Below are 25202 nucleotides of genomic sequence, written 5' to 3'. Positions count from 1 at the left end.
AGAGAGGTGACCGATGGACGGCCACGACGAGCTGGCCCGGCGCTTCGAGGCGCATCGCGGACAACTGCGGGCGGTGGCGCATCGCATGCTGGGCTCCTTCGAGGAGGCGGAGGACGCCGTTCAGGAGGCCTGGCTGCGGCTGAGCCGCACGGGCGGCGACGGCATCGACAACCTGGCGGGCTGGCTGACGACGGTCGTCTCCCGGATCTGCCTCGACCTGCTGCGGTCCCGTGCGTCCCGGCGGGAGGATCCCTACGGCCAGGACCCGCGGGTCCCGGCGGCGTCCGACGCGAACGCGCCCGAGGAGGCGGCCGTACTGGGCGACTCCGTGAGCCTCGCCCTGCTGGTGGTCCTCGACCGGCTGGCGCCCGCCGAGCGGATCGCGTTCGTGCTGCACGACCTGTTCGGTGTGCCCTTCGACCGGATCGCCCAGGTCGTGGACCGCTCCCGGCCGGCCGCGAAGAAGCTCGCCAGCCGGGCCCGGCAGAAGGTCCGGGGCACTCCCGCGGTCCCGGGTGCCGACCTCGACCGGCACCGGCAGGTGGTCGAGGCGTTTCTGGCCGCCGCGCGGGGCGGTGACCTCGACGGGCTGCTGGAGGTGCTGGCCCCCGACGTGGTGCGGCGGGCCGACCCGGCCGCCCTGCCGCCCGGGGTGGCGCCCGAGCTGCGGGGGGCGCGGGCGATGGCGGAGGGGACCGTGGCCTTGCGCGAGCGCTCCCGGTTCGCGGTGGCCGCCCTGGTCGACGGCGACGTCGGCGTCGTCGTCGCCCCGCACGGACGGCTGGTGCTCGCCCTCACCGTGACCGTCGAGGGCGAGCGGATCACGGCGTACGACGTCGTCGCCGACCCGGCGCGGCTCGGTCGGCTCGGGCTCGGTGTCCTTGATCTGCCGGAGGTCAGCGCACGGTCTCGGACACGGTGATGGCGGAGACGGGACAGGCCCGGGCCGCCTCGCGCACCATCGGGTCGCCGCCGCCGCCGTCCTCCCGGCCGGGCAGCAGGGTGCTGTAGCCGTCGTCGTCCTGGGTGAAGACGTCCGGGGCGGCCAGGGCGCACTGGCCCGCGCCGATGCAGACGTCCTTGTCGATGTCGATGTGCATGGCCGGAGCCTCTTACCAGGTCACGGGGAGTTCCAGCATCCCCTGGATGGTGTCGCCGGGTTTGAAGGGGATCTCGTCCGCCGGGGCGGCGAGGCGGAGCGTGGGCAGCCGGTCGAAGAGCGTGTGCAGGGCGATCTCCAGCTCGGCGCGGGCCAGGTTCTGGCCGAGGCACTGGTGGATGCCGAAGCCGAACGCGACGTGGTGGCGGGCCGGCCGGTGCCAGTCCAGTGTGTCGGGGTCGGCGTAGGCGGTCTCGTCGCGGTTGATGACCGAGGTCGAGAAGACGACGCCGTCGCCCGCGTGGATCGTCGTGCCCGCCACGTCGATGTCCTCGGTGGCGATGCGCAGCAGCCCGTCGGCGATCGACAGCATCCGCATCAGTTCCTCGACCGCGGTGGGCAGCAGCGCGGGGTCGGCGCGCAACTCGGCCAGGCGGTCGGGGTGTTGGAGGAGGGTGTAGGCGCCCAACGAGATCATGTTGGCGGTCGTCTCATGGCCCGCGACCAGCAGGACGGTCGCCAGGGCGATGAGTTCCTCGCGGTCGAGGTCGCCGTCCCGCAACTGCCGGTGGACGAGTTCGTCCAGTACGCCGTCGTCGGGCTCCCGCTGTTTCTGTTTGCGGTCGATCAACTCATCGAAGTACGTATCGAGTTGGTCGCGCGCGTCCATGATGTCGGCGGCCGTCGGGCCGCGCAGCAGCCGCCGGGACTGTCCTTCGAAGAAGTTGTGGTCGGCGTAGGGGACGCCGAGCAGCGCGCAGATGACGGTCGACGGCACGGGCAGCGCGAAGGCGGTCACCAGCTCGGCGGGCGGCCCCTGCGCGATCATTGCGTCCAGCCGTTCGTCCACGACCTGCTGGATGCGCGGGCGCAGCTGTGTGGCGCGTTTGAGCGTGAAGCTGGGGATCATCATCCGCCGCTGGGTGCGGTGCTCGGGGTCGTCGACGCCCACCAGCGCGCTCTTCCGGTTCAGCACCCCGGCGAAGCGCGCCGTGGGCGCGGGGAAGCCGGCCCGCGTCCGGTCGCTGGACAGGCGCGGGTCGGCCAGCAGGGCGCGGGCGGCGGCGTGACCGCTGACGAGCCAGGCCGGGCGGCCGTCGAAGAGAGTGATCCGGCTCAGCGGCCGGGCCTCGCGCAGCGGGTCGTAGCCGGTGGGCGGGTGGTAGGGGCAGGTCCGGTCCTGGGGGAAGGCGACAGGTTCCGTTTCCGTCATGGAAGACCTCGCAGACGAAGAAGTGCGTGGTGCAGACCTTCATTAGATGCCCGAGGCATCTATGGGGCGACGGCAAGTTCGGCCAGATCGGTGACGGGCGCGATCTGGCCGGAGATCGCCGCTGCGCGACCGGCAATCACGGGGCCGGGTTCACCGCCGGGACCGGTTCGTCGACCGCACCTCGGAAATTCGGTTGTCGGGGCACAGGCCCCGCCCGCAGGATCTGGCCATGCTGAAAACCGATGCCCTGCTGCCGCCGACCGCCACCGCCGTTCCTCCGGTGCGCGTCCAGCAGCAGCCCGGCCGTCCCTGGAGGCCGACGCTTCCACGCTCGTGACCGCCGCGCTCGTCGCGGGGCTGCTCGCGGGCTACGGCATCGCCGTACCCGTCGGCGCGGTCGGCACCTATCTGGTCTCCCTCACCGCACGTACGTCCCTGCGGACCGGGGCCTGTGCCGCGCTCGGCGTCGCAACCGCCGACGGACTCTATGCCCTGGTGGCCACGCTCGGCGGCTCCGCCCTCGCCGGTACGCTGCGGCCCCTGCTCGGTCCGCTGCGCTGGGTCTCCGCCCTGGTGCTGATGGCGCTGGCGGTCCTGGGCGCGGTCACCGCCGTACGCCGGTACCGCGGCCACCGGCTCGCCACCCGCTCCGACCCGCCTCCCCCGAGCCCCGCTCGCGCCTATCTGGGGCTGCTCGGCATCACCCTGCTCAACCCCGTCACCGTGATCTACTTCGCGGCACTGGTGCTCGGCACCCGCGCCGAGGACGCCGTACGCCCCCTGGAACAAGGGGTGTTCGTCCTGGCGGCCTTCGCCGCGTCCGCGAGCTGGCAGTTGCTGCTCGCCGGGGGCGGCGCCCTGCTGGGCCGGGCGCTGACGGGCCGGCGGGGACGGCTGGTGACGGCACTGCTGTCGAGCGGCGTGATCACGGTGCTGGCCGTGCGGATGGTGGTGGGTCCGTCATGACGGAGCCGGGCGACGCCGGCGACTGTCATGCGGCTTGGTCACAACTGTGCCGTGTGGCCGCAGGGGAAACAGGCAAGGATGAATCCCGTTCGTACTGATGTTAAACACTGGTACGAGCAACACGTAGTTGACGACGATGGGATGGATGCCAATGCCTCTTGAGGGCGAGTACGAACCCAGCACGCAGCAGTGGGTACGCGACCAGGTGGAGCTGTACGAGAGCTCCGGCGGCACCGAGGGAACGACCCTGATGGACACGGGTATGCCCGTGATCGTCCTCACCACCCGAGGCGCCAAGAGCGGCAAGCTGCGCAAGACACCGCTGATGCGCGTCGAGCACGAGGGGCGGTACGCCGCGGTCGCCTCCCTGGGTGGGGCGCCCAAGCACCCGGTCTGGTACTTCAACGTGAAGGCCGACCCGCAGGTGGAACTCCAGGACGGTCCGGTGAAGCAGGACATGACGGCCCGTGAGGTGACCGGGGCGGAGAAGGCCGAGTGGTGGGAGCACGCCGTCGCCGCGTATCCGCCGTATGCCGACTACCAGAAGAAGACAGACCGGGAGATTCCGGTCTTCGTTCTGGAGCCCTCGGACGGGAGCTGAGCACTCTCGAAAAAATTCTTGCCCGGGGACGCATGGACCCGCGTCCGCCGGGCACCCGAGCGTCAGGCCCCGCCGCGTTCCCCCGTCGCGGCGGGGCTTTCTCGTGCCTCCGCGGCCGGACGGTCGGTCACGTCGAGGAAGATCTGGCCCGTCTGAGGAACCGTGGCGGCGATGGACCGCTTGATGCGCACGGCGACCTCCTCGACCCGCTCGCTGTCGATCCCGGGCACCAGGTCGATGCGGGCGGCGACCAGGAATGCGTCCAGCCCCGTCTTCATCGTGAACAACGCCTCCACGCTGTCGATCTCGGGCTGGGCTTCGAGCAGGGTCCGGATCCTGCGGCTGGACTCCGGGTCGGCGGCTTCCCCGATCAACTGGTCCCGTGCCTCGCGTCCCAGCCGGTAGGCCACATAGACGAGCAGCGCGCCGATCGCCAGTGAGGCGGACGCCTCCCACCCGACCTGTCCGGTGATCATGTGCAGCGCCATGCCGGTCATCGCGAGGGTGACGCCGAGCACCGCCGTGCCGTCCTCGGCGACGACCGTGCGCAGGGCCGGGTCACGCAGGCCGTCCCCGCCCCCGCCCTGGCGTCGTGCCTGGTACAGGGCCCGTACCAGTGAGGTTCCCTCGGCGAGGAGGGCGACGCCCAGGACGATCAGTCCCGCCACGTAACCGCTGAGATTCTCCTCGGTGCCGTTCCTGAGGGCCTCGAAGCCCTGGAAGAAGGAGAAGCAGCCACCCATCACGAAGATCCCGACGGCCGCGAGGAGCGACCAGAAGAACCGCTCCTTGCCGTAGCCGAAGGGGTGGCGCCGGTCGGCCGGGCGGCGGCTGCGGCGCAGCGCGGCGAGCAGGAAGATCTCGTTCATGCTGTCGGCCACGGAGTGCGCGGCCTCCGACAGCAGCGCCGGCGACGAGGCCTCCGACCGCCTTGGCGACCGCCATACCCAGGTTGGCCGCGAGCGCCACGAGCACGGTGACGCGCGTCCTGCGATCGGCCTTGCCGTCCGTGGACGACGCGTTCGTCGATGAGGCGTTCGTGGATTCCCGATTCGTCGATTGATCCTTCGATTCCCGAGCCGTCGATTCCCGAGTCGTCGATTCCCGGTGCGTGGATGTCCCGCTCACCTTCGCCGACTGCCCCGGTCGGTACGACTCATACCGTGCCGTCGGCGGAAAACGGGGAACGCGTTCACCAGGGCAGGCGCACGACAGGGAGGAAGCATGGGCAGCGCGCACGACGGCAACAGCGCGTACGGCAGGAAGGCGTTCAAGCGGTCCAAGAGCCACTTCACGGACCGGATCACGGCGGACGGCCGGGACGACTGGCCGGTGGAGGCGGGCCGCTACCGTCTGGTGGTCAGCCGTGCCTGTCCGTGGGCCAGCCGATCGCTGGTCTCCCGGCGGCTCCTCGGCCTGGAGGAGGCCCTGTCCCTCGCGATCGCCGACCCGATCCAGGACGACCGCAGCTGGCGTTTCACCCTCGACCCCGAGGGCCGCGACCCCGTCCTCGGCATCCGCTACCTCAGCGAGGCCTACGACCGGCGGGAGAGCGACTACCCGGGCGGCGTGAGCGTGCCCGCGGTCGTGGACGTGCCCAGCGGGAAGCTGGTCACCAACGACTACGAGCGGATCACCCTGGACCTCGCCACCGAGTGGACGGCCCTGCACCGCGCAGGGGCGCCCGATCTGTACCCGCGGGCGCGGCGCGACGAGATCGACGCGCTGATGGCGGAGATCTACGAGGACGTGAACAACGGCGTGTACCGGGCGGGCTTCGCCACCGGCCAGGAGGAGTACGAGGCCGCGTGCGCGGATGTCTTCCGGCGCCTGGAGCTGCTGACGCCCCGGCTGGCCCGGCAGCGCTATCTCGTCGGCGACACGATCACCGAGGCGGACATCAGGCTGTTCACCACGCTGGTCCGTTTCGACGCCGTCTACCACGGCCACTTCAAGTGCAACCGCTGGAAGCTGACCGAGAACGAGGTGCTGTGGGCATACGTCCGCGACCTCTACCAGACGCCGGGCTTCGGTGACACCGTCGACTTCGACCACATCAAGCGGCACTACCACCAGGTGCACACCGGCATCAATCCCACCGGCATCGTGCCTCTCGGCCCCGATCTGTCCGGCTGGCTGACGCCGCATCACCGTGCGGAGCTGGGCGGCCGGCCCTTCGGCGACGGGACACCGCCGGGGCCGCCACCGCCGGCCGAGGAGGTTCCGGAGCGGGGACGGCCCTGACCGACGAAGGAGACGTACATGGCCAAGACCAAGCGGAAGAAACTGCACCTTCCCCTCGCCTACAAGCCCCTCGGGTTCGCGCTGGGCTGGGTGAGCGGTTCGCTGGCGGGGCTCGCCTTCCGCAAGACGTGGATGGCGATCCGGCACGAGGAGGACGCGCCCGACGCGCTGGACCGGGACCGCGGCTGGGGGGAGATCCTGTTCGCGGCCGCGGTCCAGGGTGCCATCTTCGCCGTGGTGCGCAGCGCGGTGGACCGCACGGGCGCGAAGGCCATCGAGCGCTCCACGGGCGTCTGGCCGACCGGTGAGAAGGGCGGCCGGGACTGACCTCGTTCCTCAGCCCTGCTTGGGCGCGCTCGAAGGGACGAGGCGCAGGGTGAAGGAGTGACCGGCCGGGTCGGCGTAACCGCGTTCCTCGTACGGCCCGGCGGATTCCTTCGTCTCCAGGGGGCGCCCGCCGAGCCCGACGACCTTGCGCTCCGCCTCGTCCAGGTCCTCCACCACGAAGTCCAGGTGGGCCTGGAGGGCGTTCTCGGGGCGGGGCCAGCTCGGCGGCGTCGCGTTAGCATCTCGGCGGAACGCCAGCCGGATCCCGTCGGCGCCCCTGATCTCCACCCGGTTGGCACTCTCGTGCGTCTGCTCGGCGTCCAGCAGCTCTTTGTAGAACACCGCGATCTTCTCGGGCTCGGCGCAGTCGAGCACGACGACGCCCGCTTTCACCAAGGCCATGTCTCCTCCGAAGGGTCCGGGGCGCGGGGTCGTGCCCCGCGCCCTCTCCCTTGCGGATATCCCGGCCCGGCCGATTCAGTCGGCGACCAGCCGTCCTGCCTACGGCTTGTCCTGCTCCTCGCCCCGGAGCGGTCGCCCCAGCGTGAGCGAGCGCGGCCCGAAACCGTGCCGCTCGTAGAAGCGGATCGCGTCCGTGTTGGCCGAGTAGGCGGTCACCTCCGCCAGTCCGGCGCCCCGCGCCCCGGCCCAGGCGAGGAACTCCTCCACCAGCCGGGCCCCGGCGCGGGCTCGCCGGTGGGCAGGGCGGACGTACATGCTGATCAGCGTGGCGGACTTGACCGGCCGCATGGCCGTCGGCTCGGTCACGGAACCCATCAGGTGTCCGACCACCTGCCCGCCGCGGTCCGCCACCAGCACGAGCCGTGCCGGGTCTTCGAGGGCCGTCGCGAACGACGCCGCTCCGTGCTCCCGCGGCCAGTCGACGTTGATGCTCACGTCCCGGGTGCCGCCGTCCTCGGCGAACAACCCCGCGCTGCAGGCGACGAGCCACTTGCTGGACAGATGTCTTGCTATGGTAGACACCTGTCCAATAAACAGAGGAAGCTCATGGAAACCCTGGCGGCCCTACTGGTCGGCCTCGTGGCCGCTCTGCACGCCTACATCCTGGTGTTGGAGATGTTCCTGTGGCAGAGGAAGCCCGGCCGGGCGCTGCACGGGTTCGATCGGGAGATGGCCCGGGCGACCGCGCCGATGGCCGCCAACCAGGGGCTGTACAACGGGTTCCTCGCGGCGGGCCTGGTCTGGGGGCTGATCGCCGCCGATCCCACCGGTTTCCGCGTCCAGGTGTTCTTCCTGTGCTGCGTCGTGGTCGCCGGTGGCTACGGCGCCGCCACCGCCAACCCTCGCATCCTGTTCGCGCAGGCCCTGCCCGGCGCGCTCGCCCTGGGCGCCGTCCTGCTCGCGCGGTGAACCGCGGCGGGCCCGAGGACCCGCGGGCCGCGCGCACCCGGGCGCGGCTGCGCAGGGCCCTGTTCGACGAGTGCGCCGAACGGCCCCTGTCGGAGGTCGGTGTGGCCGCGCTGGCCCGCCGGGCGGGGGTCGGTCGGGCCACTTTCTACGTCCACTACGCCGACCTGGAGGCCCTGGCGGTCGATGCGTGCGCGGACGTCGTACGCGAGGCAGTGGAGGCGCTGCACGCCTGGCGCGGCCGGCCCGATCCGGTGCACGCGCCGCCCGCGCTGGCGGAGTTCTTCGCCTCGCTCGCCCCGCGCGCCGCGCTGTACCGCGTGCTGCTGAGCCCGGGCGGCGGCGGCCCCCTCGGCCGGGTGCTGCACCGGGATCTGCGCGCCTACAGCCTGCGCGAACGCCAACTGGCGGGCGCGGCCGACGCCCCGCTGGTCGCCTCGGCCGTCGCCGCCACCTTCGCCGGAGTCCTCGCCGACTGGCTGCACGGCCTCCTCGAAGCCGACGCCGGCGACATCGCCGACCAGGTCTGGCAGTTGCTGGTCGCCCTGCACGCGAGCCGGTGAGGGAACAGAGCGTTCAGCGGGCGCCCGCAGCTTGGAACGTCCGCCGGTAGGCCTGTGGCGAGACCCCGATCGCGGCGTGCAGGTGCTGGCGCAGGGAGGCGCCCGTGGCGAAGCCGACGCGGCCGGCGATCTGGTCCACGGGCAGGTCGCTGGACTCCAGCAGGTGCCGGGCCCGGGCGATGCGCTGCTGGATGAGCCAGCGGCCGGGGCTGAGGCCGGTCTCGTCGTTGAAGCGGCGGGCGAAGGTGCGCAGGCTCATCCGGGCGTGGCCGGCGAGGTCCGCCAGGGTCAGGGGTTCGCCGAGGCGTTCCATGGCCCAGGCACGGGTCGCTGCCGTGCTCGCGCCGCCCCGCTCCGGGACCGGCTGCTCGATGTACTGCGCCTGGCCGCCGTCCCGGAACGGCGGGACCACGCAGCGCCGGGCGACCGTGTTGGCCAGTTCGCTGCCGTGGTCCTGGCGGACGACGTGCAGGCAGACGTCCACGCCGGAGGCGGCTCCCGCCGAGGTGAGGATCCGGCCGTCGTCGACGAAGAGGACGTCCGGGTCGAGGGCGAGGTGCGGGAACATGCGCTTGAACCGGTCGGCGAGCTGCCAGTGGGTGGTGGCCTTGCGGCCGTCCAGGAGCCCGGCCGCCGCGAGGACGAAGGCGCCGGTGCAGATGGAGACGATGCGCGCGTCGGGGCGAATGAAGGCGAGGGCGGCGAGGATCTCGTCCGGGAGGTCGGCGGTCACCCGGGACGGCGAGATGGGCGCGATCACCACCGTGTCGGCGGTGGCGAGGGCCTCGGGGCCATGGTCGACGGTGATGCCGAAGTCCGCGTTGGTGCGCACGGGTTGACCGTCGACGGTGCACGTCAGCACCTCGTACCGGCCGTCGGCCGCGCCGAGGATCCTGCTGGGGATGCCGAGTTCGAAGGGGTACACGCCGTCCAGGGCCAGCACCACGACCCGCTCCACCCGCTCGACCCGCCGCTCCGCATCATCCATGGCAAGATCTTATCGAAGCTTGGCAATCATGCCATTTCCCGGACGGGCGATTCCGGGCAGGCTGGTTCACCATGAGCACTGTGAACACGATGCGAGCCATCAGCCAGGACGTCCTGGGCGGTCCCGAGGTCCTCGAGGAAGTGCGGGTGGAGCGTCCGAAGCCGCGTCCGAACCAGGTGTTGGTCCGGGTTCGCGCCGCCGGGGTCAACCCCACCGACTGGAAGCACCGCGAGACCGGTGGCTTCCTCGGCGAGCCGCCCTTCGTGCTCGGCTGGGACGTCTCCGGCGTGGTCGAGGAGGTCGGCATCGGCGTGGCCGCGTTCCGGCCCGGCGACGAGGTCTTCGGCATGCTGCCGTACCCGTTCGGCCACGGATCGCACGCCGAGTACGTCATCGCTCCGGCCCGCGCTCTCGTGCACAAGCCGTCCATGATCGACCACACGCAGGCGGCCGCGCTGCCGCTGGTCTCCCTGACCGCGTGGCAGGCCCTGGTCGAGAACGCCGACCTCCAGCCGGGTCAGCGCGTGCTGATCCACGCGGCGGCCGGCGGGGTCGGACACGTGGCCGTGCAGATCGCCAAGGCGCGGGGCGCGCATGTGATCGGCACGGCGAGCGCGGGCAAGCACGACTTCCTGCGCGAGATCGGCGTGGACGAGGCGATCGACTACCGGGAGACGGACTTCGCCGAGGCCGTGAAGGACGTCGACGTCGTGCTGGACACGATCGGCCGCGAGACCTCCCTGCGCTCGCTGCGCGTGCTGCGACCGGGCGGGCTCGTGGTATCGATCCTGCCGGTCGGCCCGGACGACTTCTACGAGGAGGCGAAGCGGCTGGGTGTGCGGGCCCTGCGCATGCTCGTCGACGCCGACCGGGCCGGGATGAAGACGATCGTGGACCTCGTCGAGCGGGGCAAGCTGCGCGCCACGATCGCGGGTACCTTCCCGCTGGCCGATGCCGCCGAGGCGCATGCGCTGGGCGGCACCGGCCGGACCACGGGCAAGCTGGTCCTCACGGTCGACTGACCCGAGGGGTCAGAAAGTGAGCACGGGCTTGATCGCCTTGCCCGCGCGCATGTCCCGCACCGCCTGGTCGATGTCCGCGAACGGATAGGTGCTGATCAGGCGGTGCAACGGCAGGCGCCCCTCCTTCACCAGCTGGACCAGGGCGGGGATGAAGGTCTGCGTCTCGGCGTCGCCGAGGGTGAGGCCGACGACCCGCTTGCCGCCGAGCAGCCCGTTGACGTCCAGGGCGACTTCACTGCCGAACGGCGGGGCGCCGACCACGACGAGCGTGCCGCGGGCGCCGAGCGCGTCGACGCCCTGGCGCAGGACGGCGACACTGCCCGTGGTCTCCACCACGCCGTCCGCGCCCTGGCCGCCGGTGATCTCCGCGATGGTCTCCCCGAGATCGGCCTCGCCGGCGTTGACGGTGTGGGTGGCACCCAGCTCCCGGGCCAGCGACAGGCGTTCGCCGACCTTGTCGACGGCGACGATCGTGCTCGCCGGGCTGAGCGCGGCGGCCATGACCGCCGACAGGCCTACGGCTCCGGCGCCGAGGACGACGACCGCTGAGCCGGTGGCCGGCTTCAGTACGTTCCAGACGGCGCCGACTCCGGTCTGTACACCGCAGCCCAGCGGGGCGATCGACTCCAGCGGTACGTCGGGGTCGACCTTGACCAGGCTGCGCTCGTCCACCAGGGCCCGCTCGGCGAACGAGGACTGGCCGAAGAAGTGACCGCCGAGCGGCTCGCCGTCGCGGCTGATGGTGCTGGTGCCGTCGGCCCGGCGACCGCCGATGAGGTTGAGCGGCAGCCAGGTGGCGCAGTACGCGGGGTGACCGCCACGGCAGTTGCGGCAGTCGCCGCAGGAGGTGAAGGACAGGACGACGTGGTCGCCGGGCGCGACGCCGGTGACGGCGGAGCCGACGGCCTCCACGACGCCCGCGCCCTCATGCCCCAGAACTCCGGGGAGGGGGAAGGGCAGTCCGCCGCTCGCCACGCCGAGGTCGGTGTGGCACAGGCCGGTTGCCACCATACGGACGACCGCCTCGTGCGGTGCGGGCTCGTCGAGGACGACGTCGGCGAGGGTGAAGGGCGCTCCGCCGGACTCGACGACGGCGGCGCGGGTGGTGAGGGACATCGCGGGAACTCCTTGAAAGGCGCGCTCAGTCGAGCGAGACGACGACGGACTTGACCTTGGTGTAGGCGGCGAGCGCCTCGGGCCCGTACTCGCGGCCGAAGCCGGAGTCCTTGACCCCGCCGAACGGGATGGCCGGGTCGAGCATCGCCCAGTCGTTGATCCAGACGATGCCCGCCTGGATCCGGTCGGCGATGCGGTGCGCGCGGGCGAGGTTCGTCGTCTGGACGCCGGACGCCAGGCCGTACGGCGTGGAGTTGGCGAGTTCGACGGCTTCGTCCTCGGAGTCGAAGGGCTGCACGGTGAGGACCGGTCCGAAGATCTCCTCCTGGACGACGCGGGAGTCGTTCGGCAGGTCGGCGATCACGGTCGGCTTGTAGTAGTAGCCTCCGTCGAGGTCGAGGCGTTCGCCGCCGCAGACGATGCGGCCGCCCTCCTTGCGGGCCAGGTCGACGTACTCCTCGACCTTCCTCAGGTGCTTCTCCCCCGCCATCGGCCCGACGACCGTCTCGGGCCGCCGGGGATCGCCGAGCGGCACGCCGGGGACGGCGTCGGCGAGGATGCCCAGCAGGGTGCTGTACACCGAGCGCGCCACGAGCAGCCGGGGTCCGCCCATGCAGAACTGTCCGGTGTTGAAGACGAAGCCCTTGATGACCGCGCCGACCGCCTTCTCCAGATCGGCGTCCTCGAAGACGACGTGGGCCGCGTTGCCGCCGAGCTCCATCGTGACGGGCTTGAGCGCCTCGCCGGCCACGCTCGCGGCGTGCCGGCCGACCGCGGTGGAGCCGGTGAAGGCGACCTTGTCGACGCCGGGATGCCTCAGCAGCGCCTCGCCGGCGACCGGGCCCATGCCGGTGACGACGTTGACGACGCCGTCCGGGACTCCGGCCTTCTGGAGCAGCCGGGCCATGTACAGGGCGCTGAGCGGGGTCTCGTCGGCCGGCTTGTGCACGACCGTGTTGCCGGCCGCGAGGGCGGGGGCGAGCTTCGAGCTGGAGAGGACCAGCGGGAAGTTGAAGGGGGTGATCGCGGCGACCACGCCGAGCGGGCCGCGCCGGGTGTAGGCCAGCGCGTTCATCGGGGTGTCCCGGGTTGCGCCGTCGAGGGTCTGGGCGAGGGCGGCGTTGTACTCGTACTCGTCGGCCGCGGTCAGCACGTCGACCGGCCGGCACAGGGAGATCGGCTTGCCGACGTCCAGGCTCTCCAGCTCGGCGATCTCCTCGGCGTGCTCACGGATCAGCTCGGAGACGCGGTGCAGCACCCTGCCCCGCTCACGTCCGCTCAGCCCGGACCAGGTGCCGCCGTCGAAGGCCGCACGGGCGGCGCGTACGGCGGCGTCCACGTCGGCGGCGCCCGCCTCCGCGACGGTGGTGACGACCGCGCCCCGGGACGGGTCGACCACCTCGGTGCGCGCTCCGTCGGCGGCCTCGAGCCACTGCCCCCCGATGAACAGCTGTCCGGGTTCGATCTCGAAGGTGGTCATCACCACTCCTCAGCGTCATTGCCAAGATTTCAATCAACAGGATTCCTGTTGGTTCGCAGTCTCTTTACAGACAGGTTTCCTGTCAATGCTCTAGGGTTAACTCATGCTGGACACACAGGCGACCAAGGCGCCGCCGTCGCTCCTCTACATGGTGAAGCAGGTGGAGCTCGTCGTGCGCTCCCATCTGGACGAGCTGGTCAAACCAGCTGGAATCACCGCACTCCAGTACACCGCGCTCACCGTCCTGGAGCGACACGACGGACTGTCGGCGGCCCAGCTGGCCCGCGACTCGTTCGTCACCGCCCAGTCGATCGCCGATCTCGTACGGTCACTGGAAGGTCGCGGGCTGGTACACAGGGAGCGCAACCCCCGCAATCGGCGCGAGCTGCTGATCCTGCTGACCGACGAGGGCCGCGAGCTGCTCGCGCGCTACGTGGAGCCCGTACGGGAGCTGGAGGAGCGGATGGTGCGGGACCTCTCGGCGCACCAGGCCCAGCAGTTCCGCCAGGCGCTCTCCAAGGCCTGGCAGGCCCTGTCCTAAGACGTCCGCCCCAATTCGAAGACATATGTCAATCGAACATGCTCCAATTCACTCCATCGAGGGTAACTTGCAGGGCGAGGAACGGATTTGCCCTGCAACCCCGCCGCTTTGAGGAGCCGGTTGGAGGCGATGTCGTCGTGCAGCAGGAACCCGCACCGCTCACCCGGCATCTACGTGTCCACCAGGACCGGGGTCACACGGTGCTGGAGTTCCACGGGGAGATCGACATCGCCGCGGCCATGGAGATCATCCCGTATCTGGACCGGGTGACGGGGCGGCCGGGCACCCGTCTGGTGATCGACCTCAGCGGTGTGGAGTTCTTCGACTGCTCCGGGCTGCGCCTGCTCCACCGCGCCCGCGGCCGGGTGCTCGACCAGGGCGGGCAGCTGCTCCTGGTCTGCACGCATCCGCTCACCCTGCGAGTACTGCGCGTCACCGGTCTGTCCCGGCTGCTGCCCCCGATGCCGACGCTGGACGCGGCCCTGGGTCAGCCCGAGGCGGCGTCCGGCTCGTTATGACCGTGCCCGAGCCCGGCTCACCCGTCATTCGGGTCGCGCCGCGTCGAACAGGGCGCTGACGGACTCACCGTTGTGAATGCGGCGCACGGCCTCGGCCAGCGCCGGGGCGACGGTCAGGATCCGCAGCTTGTCCGTGCGCTCCTCCTCGGACACCGGCACGGTGTTGGTGCACACGATCTCCAGGACGTCGGGCTGCGAGCCGATCCGCTTCAGCGCGCCGTCCGCGAACAGTCCGTGCGTGCAGGCGACCCGGATCGAGCGCGGCCCCAGCTCCCGCAGCCGGTCGAGCAGTTCGAGGACGGTGCTGCCCTTGGCGATCTCGTCGTCCAGCACGATGACGTCCCGTCCGGCGACCTCGCCGATGACGGAGTTGATGCTCACCCGGTCGTCCGCGAACCGCTGTTTGGCGCCGGCCGCCACCTGGGCGCCGAGCATCCGGGCGAACGCGGCGGCCTCCTTGGCGTTGCCGAGGTCCGGCGAGACGACGGTGGTGCGGGTCAGGTCGTACTGCCTGAAGTGCGCGGCCAGCTCGCGCAGGGCGTGCAGATGGTCCACCGGGACCGAGAAGAAGCCGTGGACCTGCGGCGAGTGCAGCGTCATCGCCAGGACCCGGCTCGCGCCCGCCGCCACCATCAGGTCCGCGACCAGCCGCCCGCCCAGGGAGATACGCGGTTCGTCCTTCTTGTCGGAGCGGGCGTAGGAGTAGTGCGGCATGACGACGCTGATCCGCCGGGCCGACGCGCCGCGCGCCGCGTCGCACATCAGCAGCAGCTCCACGAGGTGCTCCTGGACCGGCTTGACCAGCGGCTGGATGAGGAAGACGTCCCGTTCCCGGCAGTTCGCCTGGAGCTGTACCTCCAGACAGTCGTTCGCGAACCGGCTGACCCGGGTGGGGCTGAGCGGCACACCGAGATGCGCGCAGACCTCCTGAGCCAGCTCTGGATGGGCACTCCCGCTGAACACGGCGATGTCTCGCACGGTCCGCTCCTCGCGTGATCATTCCGGCTGCCGGGCCTCATGCTACGGGCCGGGCGAAAACCGGTTGCGGAGCGTCCATGGGCGCGGGCCATGATGGCCACGTGCCCGTGTTCCCGCACGGTTCACTCACGTCGTTCTCTCACGTCGTTCTCTCACGTCAGGAAACCTCACATGCGCCGACTCCTCGGAATCTCCCAGCGCCCCTACTGGACGACGGTTCTTGAGGACTCGACCACGCATGCACACCCTGAACATCGGAATTCTGGCCCACGTCGACGCCGGTAAGACCAGCCTCACCGAGCGGCTGCTGTTCGACCACGGCGCGATCGACCGGCTCGGCAGCGTCGACGCCGGTGACACCCGCACCGACGACGGGGCGATCGAACGGCAGCGCGGCATCACCATCCGCTCCGCCGTCGCCGCCTTCACCGTCGGCGACACCCAGATCAACCTCATCGACACGCCGGGGCACTCCGACTTCATCGCCGAGGTCGAACGCGCCCTGGAGGTCCTGGACGGCGCGGTGCTGCTGCTGTCCGCCGTGGAGGGCGTACAGGCACAGACGCGCGTCCTGATGCGGACCCTGCGCAGGCTGCGGCTGCCCACGCTGGTGTTCGTCAACAAGATCGACCGGGCGGGCGCCCGCTGCGAGAGCCTGCTCACCGACATCCGGCGCAAGCTGACCCCGCAGGTCGTGCCGCTCACGGACGTGACGGGCATCGGCACGGCGCAGGCGCGGGTGACGCCTGTCCCGCCGGCCGACCGACGGCTGGCCGAAGCCCTCGCCGAGGTGGACCCGGACATCCTGGCGGCGGTCGTGGACGGCCCCGAGCCCACCGCGGACGACCTGCGCGCCGCCCTCGCCGCCCGCACCGCCGACGGCTCGTGCCATCCCGTCTTCTTCGGCTCGGCCCTCGGCGGCCAGGGCGTCGCCGAACTCGTCGAGGGCATGACCCGGCTGATCCCGCCGCCCCCGGCGACCGGGGACTCGGCACCACGCGGCACGGTGTTCGCCGTGCGGCCCGGTCCCGGCGGCGAGCGCACCGCGTATCTGCGTCTGTACGACGGTGAGGTCGTCCGGCGTCAGCCCTTGAGGTTCCTGCGGCGCGAGGCCGACGGCCGGAGCACCGAGGTCGGCGGGCGGGTGACCCGCCTCGATGTCGTCGGGCGGCCCGAGCCGCTCACCGCGGGGAACATCGCGGCCCTCACCGGCGTGCCCGGCATCCGGGTGGGCGACCGGCTCGGCGAACTCACCGACCGGGCCCCGCAGTTCGCGCCGCCGACCCTGGAGACCCTGGTCCGGGCCCGCCGCCCCGAGCAGGCGGCGCCGCTGCGCTCCGCTCTGCTGGCGCTCGCCGACCAGGACCCGCTGATGCACGCCCGCCCCGCGGCGTCCGGCGCCACCGCGCTGCTCCTGTACGGCGAGGTCCAGATGGAGGTGCTGGCTGCGACGCTCGTCCAGGAATTCGGCATCGAGGCCGACTTCGAGCCGGGCCGCGTCCGGTTCCTGGAGCGGCCGGCCGGCGTCGGCGAGGCCTTCGACGAGATGCCCTGGCACGACCACACCCACTACTGGGCGACGATCGGTCTGCGGGTCGAGCCGGGACCGTTCGGCTCCGGCGGGGTGTTCACGTACGAGACGGAACTCGGCGCGCTCCCCCGCGCCTTCCATCAGGCCATCGAGGAGACGGTGCACTCGACCATGACGACCGGGCTGTCCGGGGCGTCCGTCGCCGACTACCGGGTCACACTGATCCGGTCCGGTTTCTGCGCGCCGCTCAGCACCGCCGCCGACTTCCGCGGACTCACCCCGATCGTGCTGCGCCGGGCCCTTCAGCGGGCGGGGACCCGGCTGTACGAGCCGTACCACGCCTTCGAGGCGGAGGTCCCGCTGGACGCGCTGGCCCCGGTCACGGCTCAACTGGCGTCCCTCGGAGCCGAGTTCACCGGCACCACGGGCGGGGCCACGGCCTGGCTGATCACCGGTGAGCTCCCGGCCCGGCGGGTGCGCGAGATCGAGCTGCGGCTGCCCGGGCTCACGCACGGGGAGGGGGTGTGGTGGTCGCGGCCGTCGGGCGACCGCGAACTCGAGCCGCACTGACGGGTTTCGGCCCGAACGTCACCAGGACACCGGCAGTCGTCGCGGACTGCGTGTTATCTGTCCCTCGCGCCACTCGATCGTGTCAGGGGTGAACTCGGCGCGCAGCCCCGGGAAGCGGGCGGCCAGGCGGTGCAGGGCGAGACCGAGTTCCAGCCGGGCGAGCCAGGCGCCCAGGCAGTGGTGGGGCCCGGCGCCGAAGACCACGCTGGGCGAAGGCAGAGGCGCGAACAGGTCGGCCGGGCCGGGCGGGCCGGGCTGTCCGGGCTGTCCGGGCTGTCCGGGCGATCCCGGTGTTCCAGGTGTTCCAGGTGTTCCAGGGGTTCCAGGTGCTCCCGGCGGAAAGACCTCGGGGTCGCGGTTGGCGGCGTTGGTCTGCACGGCGACCACGCTGCCCGCCGGGATGGTCACTCCGCCGATCTCGGCGTCCTCGACGGCCCGGCGGATCAGGCCGGGCAGCACCCGTCCCTCGCTGAGCGGGACCGTCCGCAGCAGCTGCTCGACCGCGGTCGCCGCCGCCTCCTCGCCCTCGGCCAGGCGCGGCCAGGCCGCCCGCCCGTCGGTGAGGAGGTGGACGACGATGTTGCCGAGCGCCGTCATCGTCGTCTCGTGTCCGGCCACGACCAGACCGCAGACCAGGTTCACCAGCTGCCGTTCGTCGATCCCGAGCTCGTCGCCCGCCGCCACCAGCGCGCTCACCAGCTCGTCGCCGGGAGCCTTCCGCCGCTCGACCACCAGGTCACCGGCGAAAGCACCGAACTCCCGCATGGCCAGGCCGACTTCCTCGGCGGTGTGCGCGCCGCCGGACAGGGCGTGGTCGGCCCAGTACCGGATGCGCTCCCAGTCGGCATGGCCGAGCCCCATCAGACGCGAGACGACCGCGACCGGCAGGGCACGTGTGAACCCCTCGACGATGTCGGCCGGTCGGGGCCGCTCGGCGAACTCGTCGAGGAGCGTGTCCACCACCGAGGCGACCCAGGGCCGCCAGCGGGCGATCGCCCGGGGCGTGAACGCCCGCTGGACCGTGCCGCGCAGCCGCTGATGGGCGGGTCCGTCCTGATTGAGCAGACTCTCCGGGGCGTCCAGCAGGTTCGGTACGACGAGCAGCGGCGGGGCGCCCTCGGCGTGCAGGGAACTCCGGTCGAACCGGGGGTCCATGAGCACCTGCCGCACTTCGGCGTACCGGGTCACCAGCCAGACCGGGGTGCCGGTGGCCAGGGTACCCAGGCGGGGCGGCCCGGGCTCGGGGAGCGGGATGCGGTGCATGGGGCACTGGGTCCGGGAGGTGCTGTCTGCGCTCATCGGGTCTCCAGACGCGCTGGAAGGGAGGGTCACTTCACGCTAGTGCGCCGCCCTTGCCCCGTCAGCGGTGCCAATCGGCCAACGCGGCGGTCTGGCAAGGCCTTTGAGGGGGCATTCGTCCAGTAGGAAGGAGGGCCGTCGCCATGACGACTCCCATCAGGCGCGTGTCCAAGCGCATGCCCGGCTGGGCGAAGGCGGTGAGCGCCGTAGTGCTGGTGCTCGTCGTGTTCTTCGCGGGGATCCGGCTGAGCGTGCTGCCGGGCCTCAAGGACCTGTTCGGCACCGAGACGCACGACCGCTCGGGTCCCGCACTGCTCCAGTCCATCCAGGACATCAGCCGTTACGACGCCGCGTCCGGCAATTTCCAGATCGTCGTCGACCTGGAGAAGGACACCAAGTACCTGCCCGACGCGATCCGCGGCTCCCGCACCCTGTACGTCGGGGCGGGCACCGTCGACGCCTACGTCGACCTCGGCAAGGTCGGCGACAACGACGTGACGGTCAACGACGACCGCACGTCCGCCACCTTGCGCCTGCCGCACGCCCGACTCGGCAAGGCCACCCTGGACGCCGACCGTTCCTACGCCGTCTCCAAACAGCGCGGTCTCCTCGACCGCCTCGGCGACCTCTTCTCGGACAACCCCAACAGCGAACAGGCGGTGCAGAAGCTCGCGGTACGGCACATCAGCGACGCGGCGAAGAAGAGCGAGCTGACCAAGCGGGCCGAGAGCAACACCACGAGCATGCTGAAAGGTCTGTTGAGTTCCCTCGGCTTCAAGGAGGTGCGCGTCACCTACGGCGGCTGATCAGGCGCCGAGGATCCCCGGCAGCGCGAGGGCGCCGAGCACCGTGGTGCCGATCAGCACCCAGGCCACGTAGTCCCCGACGTGCCCGGACTGCAGACGCCGCAGCGGGTGCGCCCACTGCGGTGCGGCGAGCAGCTTCGGGCGGGCGACAGCGAGGGCGGCGAGGCCCCCGGCCAGCAGGGTCGAGGCCAGGCCCAGCAGGATGCCGGCCGGGGTCCAGTGCACGGGTGCGACCACGGCGCCCCCGGACCCGGCTTCGTTCACGGCGTGCGCCACGACGTCGGCGAAGCCGGGTGCCACGCCGACGGCGAGCGCCCCGGCGAGCAGCACCGCGGGAACCGCCGTCATGGTGTCCGGGATCCGGCCCAGCCGGTGCCGGGTCTCGGGCCGCTCGCCGGTGCCGGTCGTCTCGTACGCGTTCTCGTCCCGGGGTGCGGGCCCGAGGCCGAGGAAGACCCGCGCGGCGACCCGGAGTACCGCTCCGGCGGTGATCGCGGTCGCCACGACGTAGAGCACGGTGAGCGGGCAGCCCACGGCCTCCTCGGTGACGGACTTGCCGAGGGCCGTGCCGAAGGGCGGCAGCCCGGCCAGCCCCAGGGCTCCGACGGCGAACAGCACGGCGACGCCGCGCAGTTCCCCGGCCCGTCCGTGCAGCGCGTGCTCGTCGACGCTGCCGTAGCGGTCGAGGAGGATGCCGGCGCAGGCGAACAGGGCGGCCTTCACGCCCGCGTGGCCCAGGACGTACAGGGCGATCCCGTCGTCCGCCTCGGGTTTGAGGACGCCGATGCCGATGAGGAACAGCCCTATGTGGGCGATCGTCGAGTACGCCAGCAGCCGCTTGATGTGCCGCTGGTACCAGCACATCACCGCGCCGACCGCCGCCGTCAGCGCGCCGAGCACCAGCAGCGCCCGTTCGAAGTCGGCGGCCGGGACCCCGCCGGGCCCGGCGAAGACGGTGCCGTACACGCGCCACACGCCGTACGCGCCGAGTTCGACCATGACGCCGGACAGCAGCATGCACACGGGCGTGGGTGCGACGGCGTGCGCGTCCGGGAGCCAGAAGTGGAAGGGCACGGCGGCGGCCTTGACCAGCAGGCCGGTCAGGACGAGGACGAAGCCGGCGAGGACGAGCGTGTCGGGCGCGCCGTGTGCGTCGAGGCCCCGGCCGATCTGGGTCATGGCCAGCTCGCCGGTGCGGGCGTACAGCAGCCCGATGCCCATCAGCATCGCGTACGCGCCGAGGGAGTTGACGACCCCGAAGGTCAGGGCGCCCTGCACGGCCCTGGCCTCCTCGATCCGGTGGCCGGTGAGCGCGTACGCGACGACGCTCATCAGCTCGAACCACACGAACGCGTTGAACAGGTCGCCCGCGACCGCGAAGCCGCACATGCCCGCCTGGAAGAGCAGCACCAGCGCCGGGAACGAACCGGCGTGGCGGCGCGGCGGTTCGTCGAAGTAGTGCCAGGAGTACGCCAGGGCCGCCAGCGTCAGCAGCGAGGCGAGCGCGGCCATGCCGAGGCCGGGTCCGTCCCCCACGAGGACGATGCCGACGCTCCTGTCGTTCACGGGCGTCCAGCCGCCGGCCCACTCGACCATGGGGGGAGAGGAGTTCAGGAGCAGCACGAGCGCGAGCGCGGCCGTGCCGCCCGCGACGGCGCAGCCCACGGACTCGGCGACGAGCCGGGGCACGCGGCGGCCGCAGGCCACCAGCAGGGCGGCCCCGAGCAGCGGCATGGCGACCAGGAGCGGCAGCAGGTCGTTCATCAGCCGCGCAGCTCGGTCAGTTCGTCGGGGTCGAGGGTGCCGTGGCGTTTGGCGACCTGGACCACGAGGGCGAGCAGCAGCGCCGTGACGGTGGCGCCGACGACGACGTCGGTGAGCGCCAGCGCCTGCACGACGGGGTCGACGACCGGCCTGGAGCCGGGCCGCACGTCGGAGAAAACGGGCGCGGTGGCGCCGTCGCGGTAGCCCACGGCCAGCAGCAGGACGTACGTGGCGGCCTGGCAGACGGACAGGCAGCCGACGGCGTGGATCAGATTGCGGCTGGTGGCGAGGCCGTAGCAGCCGGCCAGGAAGACCCATGCGGCGACCAGGTACGGCAGGACGTGCGTCATGTCCCGCTCTCCTCCTCGAACTCTTCCCCGATCTCTTCCTCGATCTCGACGGCCTGGTCCAGGAAGCGGGCGAGCAGCACGACGACCGCGCAGGCGACCTCCATGCCGATGGCCGCGTTCAGCAGGGGCACGGTGCCGCCGGAGGACAGCGTGTTGAACGTGCCGTACGGCAGCAGGGTGTTGGCGAGGAAGGCGGTACCGCCGAGCAGGCCGGCGAGGCCGGTGACGAGGTAGGCGCAGGCGGCGACCGCGTCGCCGGCCTCGTAGCGGCCGACCGGGCGGATGCGTTCCAGAGCGCGGTAGTCGGCGCCCAGGTAGAGCAGGTGCAGGGAGGTCGCGGCGACGACGCCGCCCTGGAAGCCGCCGCCGGGGCTGAGCTGCCCGTGCGCGATGACGTACAGGCCGGTGAGCAGGGCGACGGGCAGGACGATCAGGGCGTAGCGGCGTACGGGGCGGGCCACCGGCTCGGGTTCGGGCCGGGCCCGGTGTTCGTCGCGGGTCTGCCGCAGCAGGACCACGCAGCCCAGGACGGCCGCGAAGAGGATGGTCATCTCGCCGAGGGTGTCGAAGGCGCGCTGGTCGAAGTTGACGGAGGCGACGGTGTTCGCGGTGTGCCGGGCGAGGGCTTCGCGCACGGCCCGGTCTCCGTAGGGATGCCGGTCGCCGCCGAAGTCCGGGAGGTCGAGGCAGGCGGCGACGAGCAGGACCGCCAGGCCCGCGCCTCCCACGGCCACGAGCCAGAGCCGGATGCGCTGGTTCACCGCCCGGGTACCTCCTTGTGGTCACCTTGCCGACCGCCGTCCTGTCCGCTCTTCGGTCCGCTTTTCGGTCCACTTTTCTGACCGCGCCGTCTGACCTTGCGGACCGTGAGCAGCAGCAACAGCGGGGTGAGGGCGGAGCCCACCGCGAGCTGCGACAACCCGACGTCGGGCGCCTGGAGCACGGTGAACAGCACCGCGAGGACGACACCGAGGACGGCCAGGACCAGGGCCTGGCGCACCGGGTCGCGGACCAGGACCGCCATGGTCGCCGCCACGGCGACCAGCAGCAGCGCGACGACGATCACCGCGTCAGCCATGGCGGATCCCCCGGAATCCACCGGACAGGGCGCGCGAGGCCACGATGTTCCCGCCGATCAGCAGCGCCCCGACGACCAGCAGCTTGACCATCGCCCGGCTCGGTCCGGTGGCCACGCACAGCACCAGCACGACCGCCGCGCCGATGCCCGCGGCGGCGTAGGTCACCGCCCAGGCACGTGGCGGGTCCTCGGCCAGTTCGTCGGCGAGCAGCCGGGCGAAGACGAGCGTGCCGACCGGGCCCAGCAGGGCGAGGACCAGGGCGAGATCGACGTAGGACGGGCGGTCGTAGCCCTCGGCGAGCAGCAGCAGCGCGGGACAGGCCAGGGCGGTGGACAGGTTCTGTGCGACGACCCGGCGCCGCAGCGGTCCGGTGGCGACGCCCCACAGGGTGGCTCCCACGCCGCCGCCGAGCGTGACGGTGGCCGCGAGCGTCCAGCCGTTCACCGTCCGGTCACCGCCCGCCGGGCGGCCCGTGCCGCCAGCGCGGCGAGGCCGGCCGCGCCCGCGCCGACCGCGAGCTCCAGCGTGTCCACCCCGCTGATGAAAACCAGCCACAGCACGGCGAGTGGGGCCCACCAGGCCAGGACTTCGGCGACGGCGAGGAGCGTCGCGCGCGGATTCATGCGCCACCTCCTCGGGGTCCGCTCACTCGCCCGTGCGGCGAAATGCCGGTTTCGCGGTTTCCGCGCCATCCAAACACCGCCCCGGGTGGGGGCGGTGGCGGCGCGCGCGGTCTCAGCCCGGAGTGCCCCGGCCGTACGAAGAGAAACGCCCGCGGATACGACCCGGGGCAGCGCGACGGCATTCTCGGCGGGTTCGGGGGTAATCACCTTACGACGCGGGGAAGTTGACAACTGGAGGACCGCATGGCCAAAGCAGCCTCACGTCCGCGTGCCGCGTTGCGCCTGCGTGCCACCAAGTCGAAGACGTCCGACAAGACCGGGGGCGGGTCACGGCCGGCCCGACGCGAGCGGCGCTTCCTGCCTTTCCTCGTCCGCCTGCTGGCGATGGTGTGTGCCTTCGCGTTCATGCTGGCGTTCGCCGTCGTACTGGCCCGGCTGACCCTGCGACCCTCCCCCGCCTCGGAGTCGCTGGCCCACACCAATCTGCATCCGGGGCGCACCCTGCGGGCCTATCTGGACCAGCCCGCGCTGCGGGACGCCGTCCGGCAGATCGGCGGAAACCTGCTGCTGGGCGTCCCGTTCGGCATCCTGGTGCCGGTGGTCGCACCGCGTACGCGCGGGATCCTGCGGGTGCTCCTGCTGACCGCGATCGTCATGCTGATGGTGGAGTTCGCGCAGGGCGCGCTGGTCACCGGACGGGCCTTCGACGTCGACGACGTCATCCTCAACACGGCCGGAGCCCTGGTGGGCTATCTGCTGCTGGGCCGGCGGCTGAGCCGGGCGGTGCACAGCTGAGGTCCGTGGCGACGGGCCGGGCTGGTTGTGAGCGGCGCCGCCGGCCGGCGGAGGTGACCGACCCGCTCGGTCAGTGGCGGGTCCAGGTGAACTTGTCCCCGCCCACCCAGCGGACCATCTCCGGATCGTCCAGGTCGTGGACCTGGATGCCGAAGGCCGCGGCGGCCTCCAGCACGTCCGTGACGGCCTTCGCCTCACCGACGACCTGGCCGTCGATCTCCACGATCCGGAACGGCGGCGTGCCCGGCTGTACCCCGAGCACCAGGATCCGCGGGTGGGTGATGTGCGGGCTCGACATTTCGGTCATGGATAGAGCGTAGAACGCAACCCGCGAGAGGGAGAGGCGTGCGTTCGCCCGCCAGCGGGTCGACGACGGCCGCATCGGCTTCGGTGCGGCGGTGTCCGGCAATGCTTCACGGGAGTCCGTTCAAGGTCGCCGCCAGTCGTCGCTGGCCAGATGCGATCCGGCCTCCGGACCCATCCGGAGCATGCCGCCGTCCACGCTCCAGGACGCGCCGGTGACGTACGAGGTTTCCGGGCCGGCGAGGAAGGCGATCACCGCCGCGACCTCGCGGGCGTCGCCGGGCCGGCCGAGCGGGACGCCGGGGCGGTACTCGGTGTGCGGGTCGGTGTCCTCCTGGCCGGTCATCGGCGTGGCGATCTCGCCGGGCGCCACCGCGTTGACGGTGATGCCGTGCTCGGCGAGTTCCAGGGCCATGACCTGGGTGAGCAGGCCGAGGCCGCCCTTGGCCGCGCAGTACGGCGCGGCGCCGACCAGGGGCTGGTGTTCGTGGACGGAGGTCACGTTGACGATCCGACCGCCGTCGCCCTGCCGGATCATGTGCCGCGCCGCGCGCTGCCCGCACAGGAACGGCCCGATCAGATCGACCTCGATGACCTCGCGCACGTCGTCGAGCTCCAGGTCGAGGAAGGGCGTCATGGTGCCCGTACCGGCGTTGTTGACCAGGACGTCGACGCGGCCGAGCCGGTCGCAGAGCTCGTCGACGGTGCCGGCGGCGGTGGGCAGCCGGGTGAGGTCCATCTGGCCCACGGCGGCTCGCCGGCCGTGGGCGCGGACCTCCTCGGCGGTCTCCTCGGCGCCCTTGAGGTCGCTGTGCCAGGTGATGCCGATGTCCATTCCCGCCCGGGCCAGGCGGACGGCGGTGGCCTTGCCGATCCCGGAGTCGGCCCCGGTGATCACGGCCACCTTGCTGCGCGATGCGGTGGGAGCGGACATGACAGGCCTCCTCGTGGGCGCGGGCGGGTGATGAGGCATCGCAGTACCCGGCCGGGTACCGGACAAACCGCCCGCCCGTCGCGCGACGGCCCCGGCCCTGGGGAACTCTGGAGGAGGAGGTGGC

29 protein-coding genes and 2 pseudogenes are annotated in these 25202 nt (G+C 71.9%); 13 read left to right on the top strand and 18 right to left on the bottom strand.

Features of this window, described 5'->3' with window-relative positions:
• Window positions 1-13: 13 nt before the first annotated feature.
• Window positions 14-922, top strand: a complete 909-nt coding sequence (locus AB0I77_RS07970; RefSeq protein ID WP_363281524.1) for a sigma-70 family RNA polymerase sigma factor — start codon at window positions 14-16, stop codon at window positions 920-922.
• Here the strand turns inward: AB0I77_RS07970 and AB0I77_RS07965 are convergent.
• Together AB0I77_RS07965 and AB0I77_RS07960 are read right to left on the bottom strand one after the other, a co-directional pair.
• Window positions 897-1100: a ferredoxin gene (locus AB0I77_RS07965; RefSeq protein ID WP_363281523.1), complete on the bottom strand. Its 204-nt coding sequence runs from the start codon at window positions 1098-1100 to the stop codon at window positions 897-899. The two genes, AB0I77_RS07970 and AB0I77_RS07965, sit on opposite strands and share 26 nt — an antisense overlap.
• Window positions 1101-1112: 12 nt before the next feature.
• The gene (locus AB0I77_RS07960; RefSeq protein ID WP_363281522.1) at window positions 1113-2312 is read right to left on the bottom strand and encodes a cytochrome P450; all 1200 of its coding nucleotides are present in this window, start codon (window positions 2310-2312) and stop codon (window positions 1113-1115) included.
• Between the two features lie 333 nt (window positions 2313-2645).
• On the opposite strand from AB0I77_RS07960, the gene AB0I77_RS07955 reads away from it, so the two are divergent.
• Entirely contained in the window at window positions 2646-3278 is a 633-nt protein-coding gene (locus AB0I77_RS07955) for a LysE family transporter (protein WP_363281521.1), read from the top strand.
• Between the two features lie 151 nt (window positions 3279-3429).
• The gene (locus AB0I77_RS07950; protein ID WP_363281602.1) at window positions 3430-3879 is read left to right on the top strand and encodes a nitroreductase family deazaflavin-dependent oxidoreductase; all 450 of its coding nucleotides are present in this window, start codon (window positions 3430-3432) and stop codon (window positions 3877-3879) included.
• A gap of 62 nt (window positions 3880-3941) precedes the next feature.
• On the opposite strand, the pseudogene AB0I77_RS07945 reads toward AB0I77_RS07950, so the two are convergent.
• Window positions 3942-4854: pseudogene (locus AB0I77_RS07945) on the bottom strand (cation diffusion facilitator family transporter).
• A gap of 249 nt (window positions 4855-5103) precedes the next feature.
• Here AB0I77_RS07945 and AB0I77_RS07940 point away from each other — a divergent pair.
• Complete coding sequence (locus tag AB0I77_RS07940) at window positions 5104-6123, top strand: glutathione S-transferase C-terminal domain-containing protein (RefSeq protein ID WP_363281520.1); 1020 nt, start codon at window positions 5104-5106, stop codon at window positions 6121-6123.
• Between the two features lie 18 nt (window positions 6124-6141).
• Window positions 6142-6450, top strand: coding sequence for a DUF4235 domain-containing protein (locus tag AB0I77_RS07935; RefSeq protein ID WP_363281519.1), 309 nt, complete (start codon window positions 6142-6144; stop codon window positions 6448-6450).
• A 9-nt stretch (window positions 6451-6459) separates the two neighbouring features.
• On the opposite strand, the gene AB0I77_RS07930 is transcribed toward AB0I77_RS07935, so the two are convergent.
• A complete protein-coding gene (locus AB0I77_RS07930; RefSeq protein ID WP_363281518.1) occupies window positions 6460-6852 on the bottom strand; it encodes a VOC family protein in 393 nt (130 codons plus the stop codon).
• Between the two features lie 99 nt (window positions 6853-6951).
• Window positions 6952-7434 carry a GNAT family N-acetyltransferase gene (locus AB0I77_RS07925; RefSeq protein WP_363281517.1) on the bottom strand — a complete coding sequence of 161 codons (483 nt, stop codon included), beginning with the start codon at window positions 7432-7434 and terminating at the stop codon, window positions 6952-6954.
• Window positions 7435-7458: 24 nt separating this feature from the next.
• Between AB0I77_RS07925 and AB0I77_RS07920 the strand changes: the two genes are divergently transcribed.
• Both AB0I77_RS07920 and AB0I77_RS07915 read left to right on the top strand, forming a co-directional pair.
• The gene (locus tag AB0I77_RS07920; protein ID WP_363281516.1) at window positions 7459-7821 is read left to right on the top strand and encodes a DUF1304 domain-containing protein; all 363 of its coding nucleotides are present in this window, start codon (window positions 7459-7461) and stop codon (window positions 7819-7821) included.
• The gene (locus AB0I77_RS07915) at window positions 7818-8381 is read left to right on the top strand and encodes a TetR/AcrR family transcriptional regulator (RefSeq protein ID WP_363281514.1); all 564 of its coding nucleotides are present in this window, start codon (window positions 7818-7820) and stop codon (window positions 8379-8381) included. The genes AB0I77_RS07920 and AB0I77_RS07915 overlap by 4 nt, the downstream gene beginning before the upstream one ends.
• Window positions 8382-8394: 13 nt before the next feature.
• On the opposite strand, the gene AB0I77_RS07910 is transcribed toward AB0I77_RS07915, so the two are convergent.
• On the bottom strand, window positions 8395-9369 hold the full coding sequence (locus tag AB0I77_RS07910; protein WP_363281513.1) for a helix-turn-helix domain-containing protein: 975 nt from the start codon (window positions 9367-9369) through the stop codon (window positions 8395-8397).
• A gap of 71 nt (window positions 9370-9440) precedes the next feature.
• Here AB0I77_RS07910 and AB0I77_RS07905 point away from each other — a divergent pair, with 71 nt between their 5' ends.
• Window positions 9441-10391, top strand: a complete 951-nt coding sequence (locus tag AB0I77_RS07905) for an NADP-dependent oxidoreductase (RefSeq protein WP_363281512.1) — start codon at window positions 9441-9443, stop codon at window positions 10389-10391.
• A gap of 9 nt (window positions 10392-10400) precedes the next feature.
• Here AB0I77_RS07905 and AB0I77_RS07900 read toward each other — a convergent pair whose 3' ends face one another.
• Both AB0I77_RS07900 and AB0I77_RS07895 read right to left on the bottom strand, forming a co-directional pair.
• Window positions 10401-11507: an NAD(P)-dependent alcohol dehydrogenase gene (locus tag AB0I77_RS07900; protein WP_363281511.1), complete on the bottom strand. Its 1107-nt coding sequence runs from the start codon at window positions 11505-11507 to the stop codon at window positions 10401-10403.
• 25 nt (window positions 11508-11532) lie between these two features.
• Window positions 11533-12987 (bottom strand): aldehyde dehydrogenase family protein, encoded by a 1455-nt coding sequence (locus tag AB0I77_RS07895; RefSeq protein ID WP_363281510.1) that lies wholly within the window; start codon window positions 12985-12987, stop codon window positions 11533-11535.
• 103 nt (window positions 12988-13090) lie between these two features.
• On the opposite strand from AB0I77_RS07895, the gene AB0I77_RS07890 reads away from it, so the two are divergent.
• The gene (locus AB0I77_RS07890) at window positions 13091-13528 is read left to right on the top strand and encodes a MarR family transcriptional regulator (protein WP_363281508.1); all 438 of its coding nucleotides are present in this window, start codon (window positions 13091-13093) and stop codon (window positions 13526-13528) included.
• Window positions 13529-13665: 137 nt separating this feature from the next.
• Window positions 13666-14046 (top strand): anti-sigma factor antagonist, encoded by a 381-nt coding sequence (locus AB0I77_RS07885; protein WP_363281507.1) that lies wholly within the window; start codon window positions 13666-13668, stop codon window positions 14044-14046.
• 24 nt (window positions 14047-14070) lie between these two features.
• Here AB0I77_RS07885 and AB0I77_RS07880 read toward each other — a convergent pair whose 3' ends face one another.
• Entirely contained in the window at window positions 14071-15024 is a 954-nt protein-coding gene (locus AB0I77_RS07880; RefSeq protein ID WP_363281506.1) for a ribose-phosphate diphosphokinase, read from the bottom strand.
• A 238-nt stretch (window positions 15025-15262) separates the two neighbouring features.
• Between AB0I77_RS07880 and otr(A) the strand changes: the two genes are divergently transcribed.
• Complete coding sequence (otr(A), locus tag AB0I77_RS07875) at window positions 15263-17125, top strand: tetracycline resistance ribosomal protection protein Otr(A) (RefSeq protein ID WP_363281505.1); 1863 nt, start codon at window positions 15263-15265, stop codon at window positions 17123-17125.
• Between the two features lie 18 nt (window positions 17126-17143).
• Here otr(A) and AB0I77_RS07870 read toward each other — a convergent pair whose 3' ends face one another.
• Window positions 17144-18424, bottom strand: a complete 1281-nt coding sequence (locus AB0I77_RS07870; protein ID WP_363281504.1) for a cytochrome P450 — start codon at window positions 18422-18424, stop codon at window positions 17144-17146.
• A gap of 143 nt (window positions 18425-18567) precedes the next feature.
• Between AB0I77_RS07870 and AB0I77_RS07865 the strand changes: the two genes are divergently transcribed.
• Complete coding sequence (locus tag AB0I77_RS07865; protein WP_363281503.1) at window positions 18568-19230, top strand: DUF4230 domain-containing protein; 663 nt, start codon at window positions 18568-18570, stop codon at window positions 19228-19230.
• On the opposite strand, the gene AB0I77_RS07860 is transcribed toward AB0I77_RS07865, so the two are convergent.
• The 6 genes and pseudogenes from AB0I77_RS07860 to AB0I77_RS07835 form a co-directional block, all read right to left on the bottom strand.
• Window positions 19231-20994 carry a complex I subunit 5 family protein gene (locus tag AB0I77_RS07860; RefSeq protein ID WP_363281502.1) on the bottom strand — a complete coding sequence of 588 codons (1764 nt, stop codon included), beginning with the start codon at window positions 20992-20994 and terminating at the stop codon, window positions 19231-19233.
• Window positions 20994-21344: a cation:proton antiporter subunit C gene (locus tag AB0I77_RS07855; RefSeq protein WP_363281501.1), complete on the bottom strand. Its 351-nt coding sequence runs from the start codon at window positions 21342-21344 to the stop codon at window positions 20994-20996. Before AB0I77_RS07855 ends, AB0I77_RS07860 begins: the two co-directional genes overlap by 1 nt.
• A complete protein-coding gene (locus AB0I77_RS07850) occupies window positions 21341-22105 on the bottom strand; it encodes an MnhB domain-containing protein (protein ID WP_363281500.1) in 765 nt (254 codons plus the stop codon). Before AB0I77_RS07850 ends, AB0I77_RS07855 begins: the two co-directional genes overlap by 4 nt.
• Window positions 22106-22182: 77 nt before the next feature.
• Window positions 22183-22422: pseudogene (locus AB0I77_RS07845) on the bottom strand (hydrogenase subunit MbhD domain-containing protein); the annotation flags it as partial.
• Window positions 22415-22867 carry a monovalent cation/H+ antiporter complex subunit F gene (locus AB0I77_RS07840; RefSeq protein ID WP_363281499.1) on the bottom strand — a complete coding sequence of 151 codons (453 nt, stop codon included), beginning with the start codon at window positions 22865-22867 and terminating at the stop codon, window positions 22415-22417. The gene AB0I77_RS07840 and the pseudogene AB0I77_RS07845, both read right to left, overlap by 8 nt.
• Window positions 22864-23046, bottom strand: a complete 183-nt coding sequence (locus AB0I77_RS07835; protein ID WP_363281498.1) for a hypothetical protein — start codon at window positions 23044-23046, stop codon at window positions 22864-22866. Before AB0I77_RS07835 ends, AB0I77_RS07840 begins: the two co-directional genes overlap by 4 nt.
• A gap of 243 nt (window positions 23047-23289) precedes the next feature.
• On the opposite strand from AB0I77_RS07835, the gene AB0I77_RS07830 reads away from it, so the two are divergent.
• The gene (locus AB0I77_RS07830; protein WP_363281497.1) at window positions 23290-23841 is read left to right on the top strand and encodes a VanZ family protein; all 552 of its coding nucleotides are present in this window, start codon (window positions 23290-23292) and stop codon (window positions 23839-23841) included.
• A 70-nt stretch (window positions 23842-23911) separates the two neighbouring features.
• Here the strand turns inward: AB0I77_RS07830 and AB0I77_RS07825 are convergent, their stop codons facing one another.
• Complete coding sequence (locus AB0I77_RS07825) at window positions 23912-24148, bottom strand: hypothetical protein (protein WP_363281496.1); 237 nt, start codon at window positions 24146-24148, stop codon at window positions 23912-23914.
• 120 nt (window positions 24149-24268) lie between these two features.
• Complete coding sequence (locus tag AB0I77_RS07820; RefSeq protein WP_363281495.1) at window positions 24269-25078, bottom strand: SDR family oxidoreductase; 810 nt, start codon at window positions 25076-25078, stop codon at window positions 24269-24271.
• Window positions 25079-25202 lie beyond the last annotated feature (124 nt).

Origin of the sequence: Streptomyces sp. NPDC050619 (genome assembly GCF_040654815.1) — a bacterium.
Taxonomy (GTDB): domain Bacteria; phylum Actinomycetota; class Actinomycetes; order Streptomycetales; family Streptomycetaceae; genus Streptomyces.
Note: the sequence above shows the minus strand (reverse complement) of the source record. Positions and strands in the feature narration are given on the sequence as shown.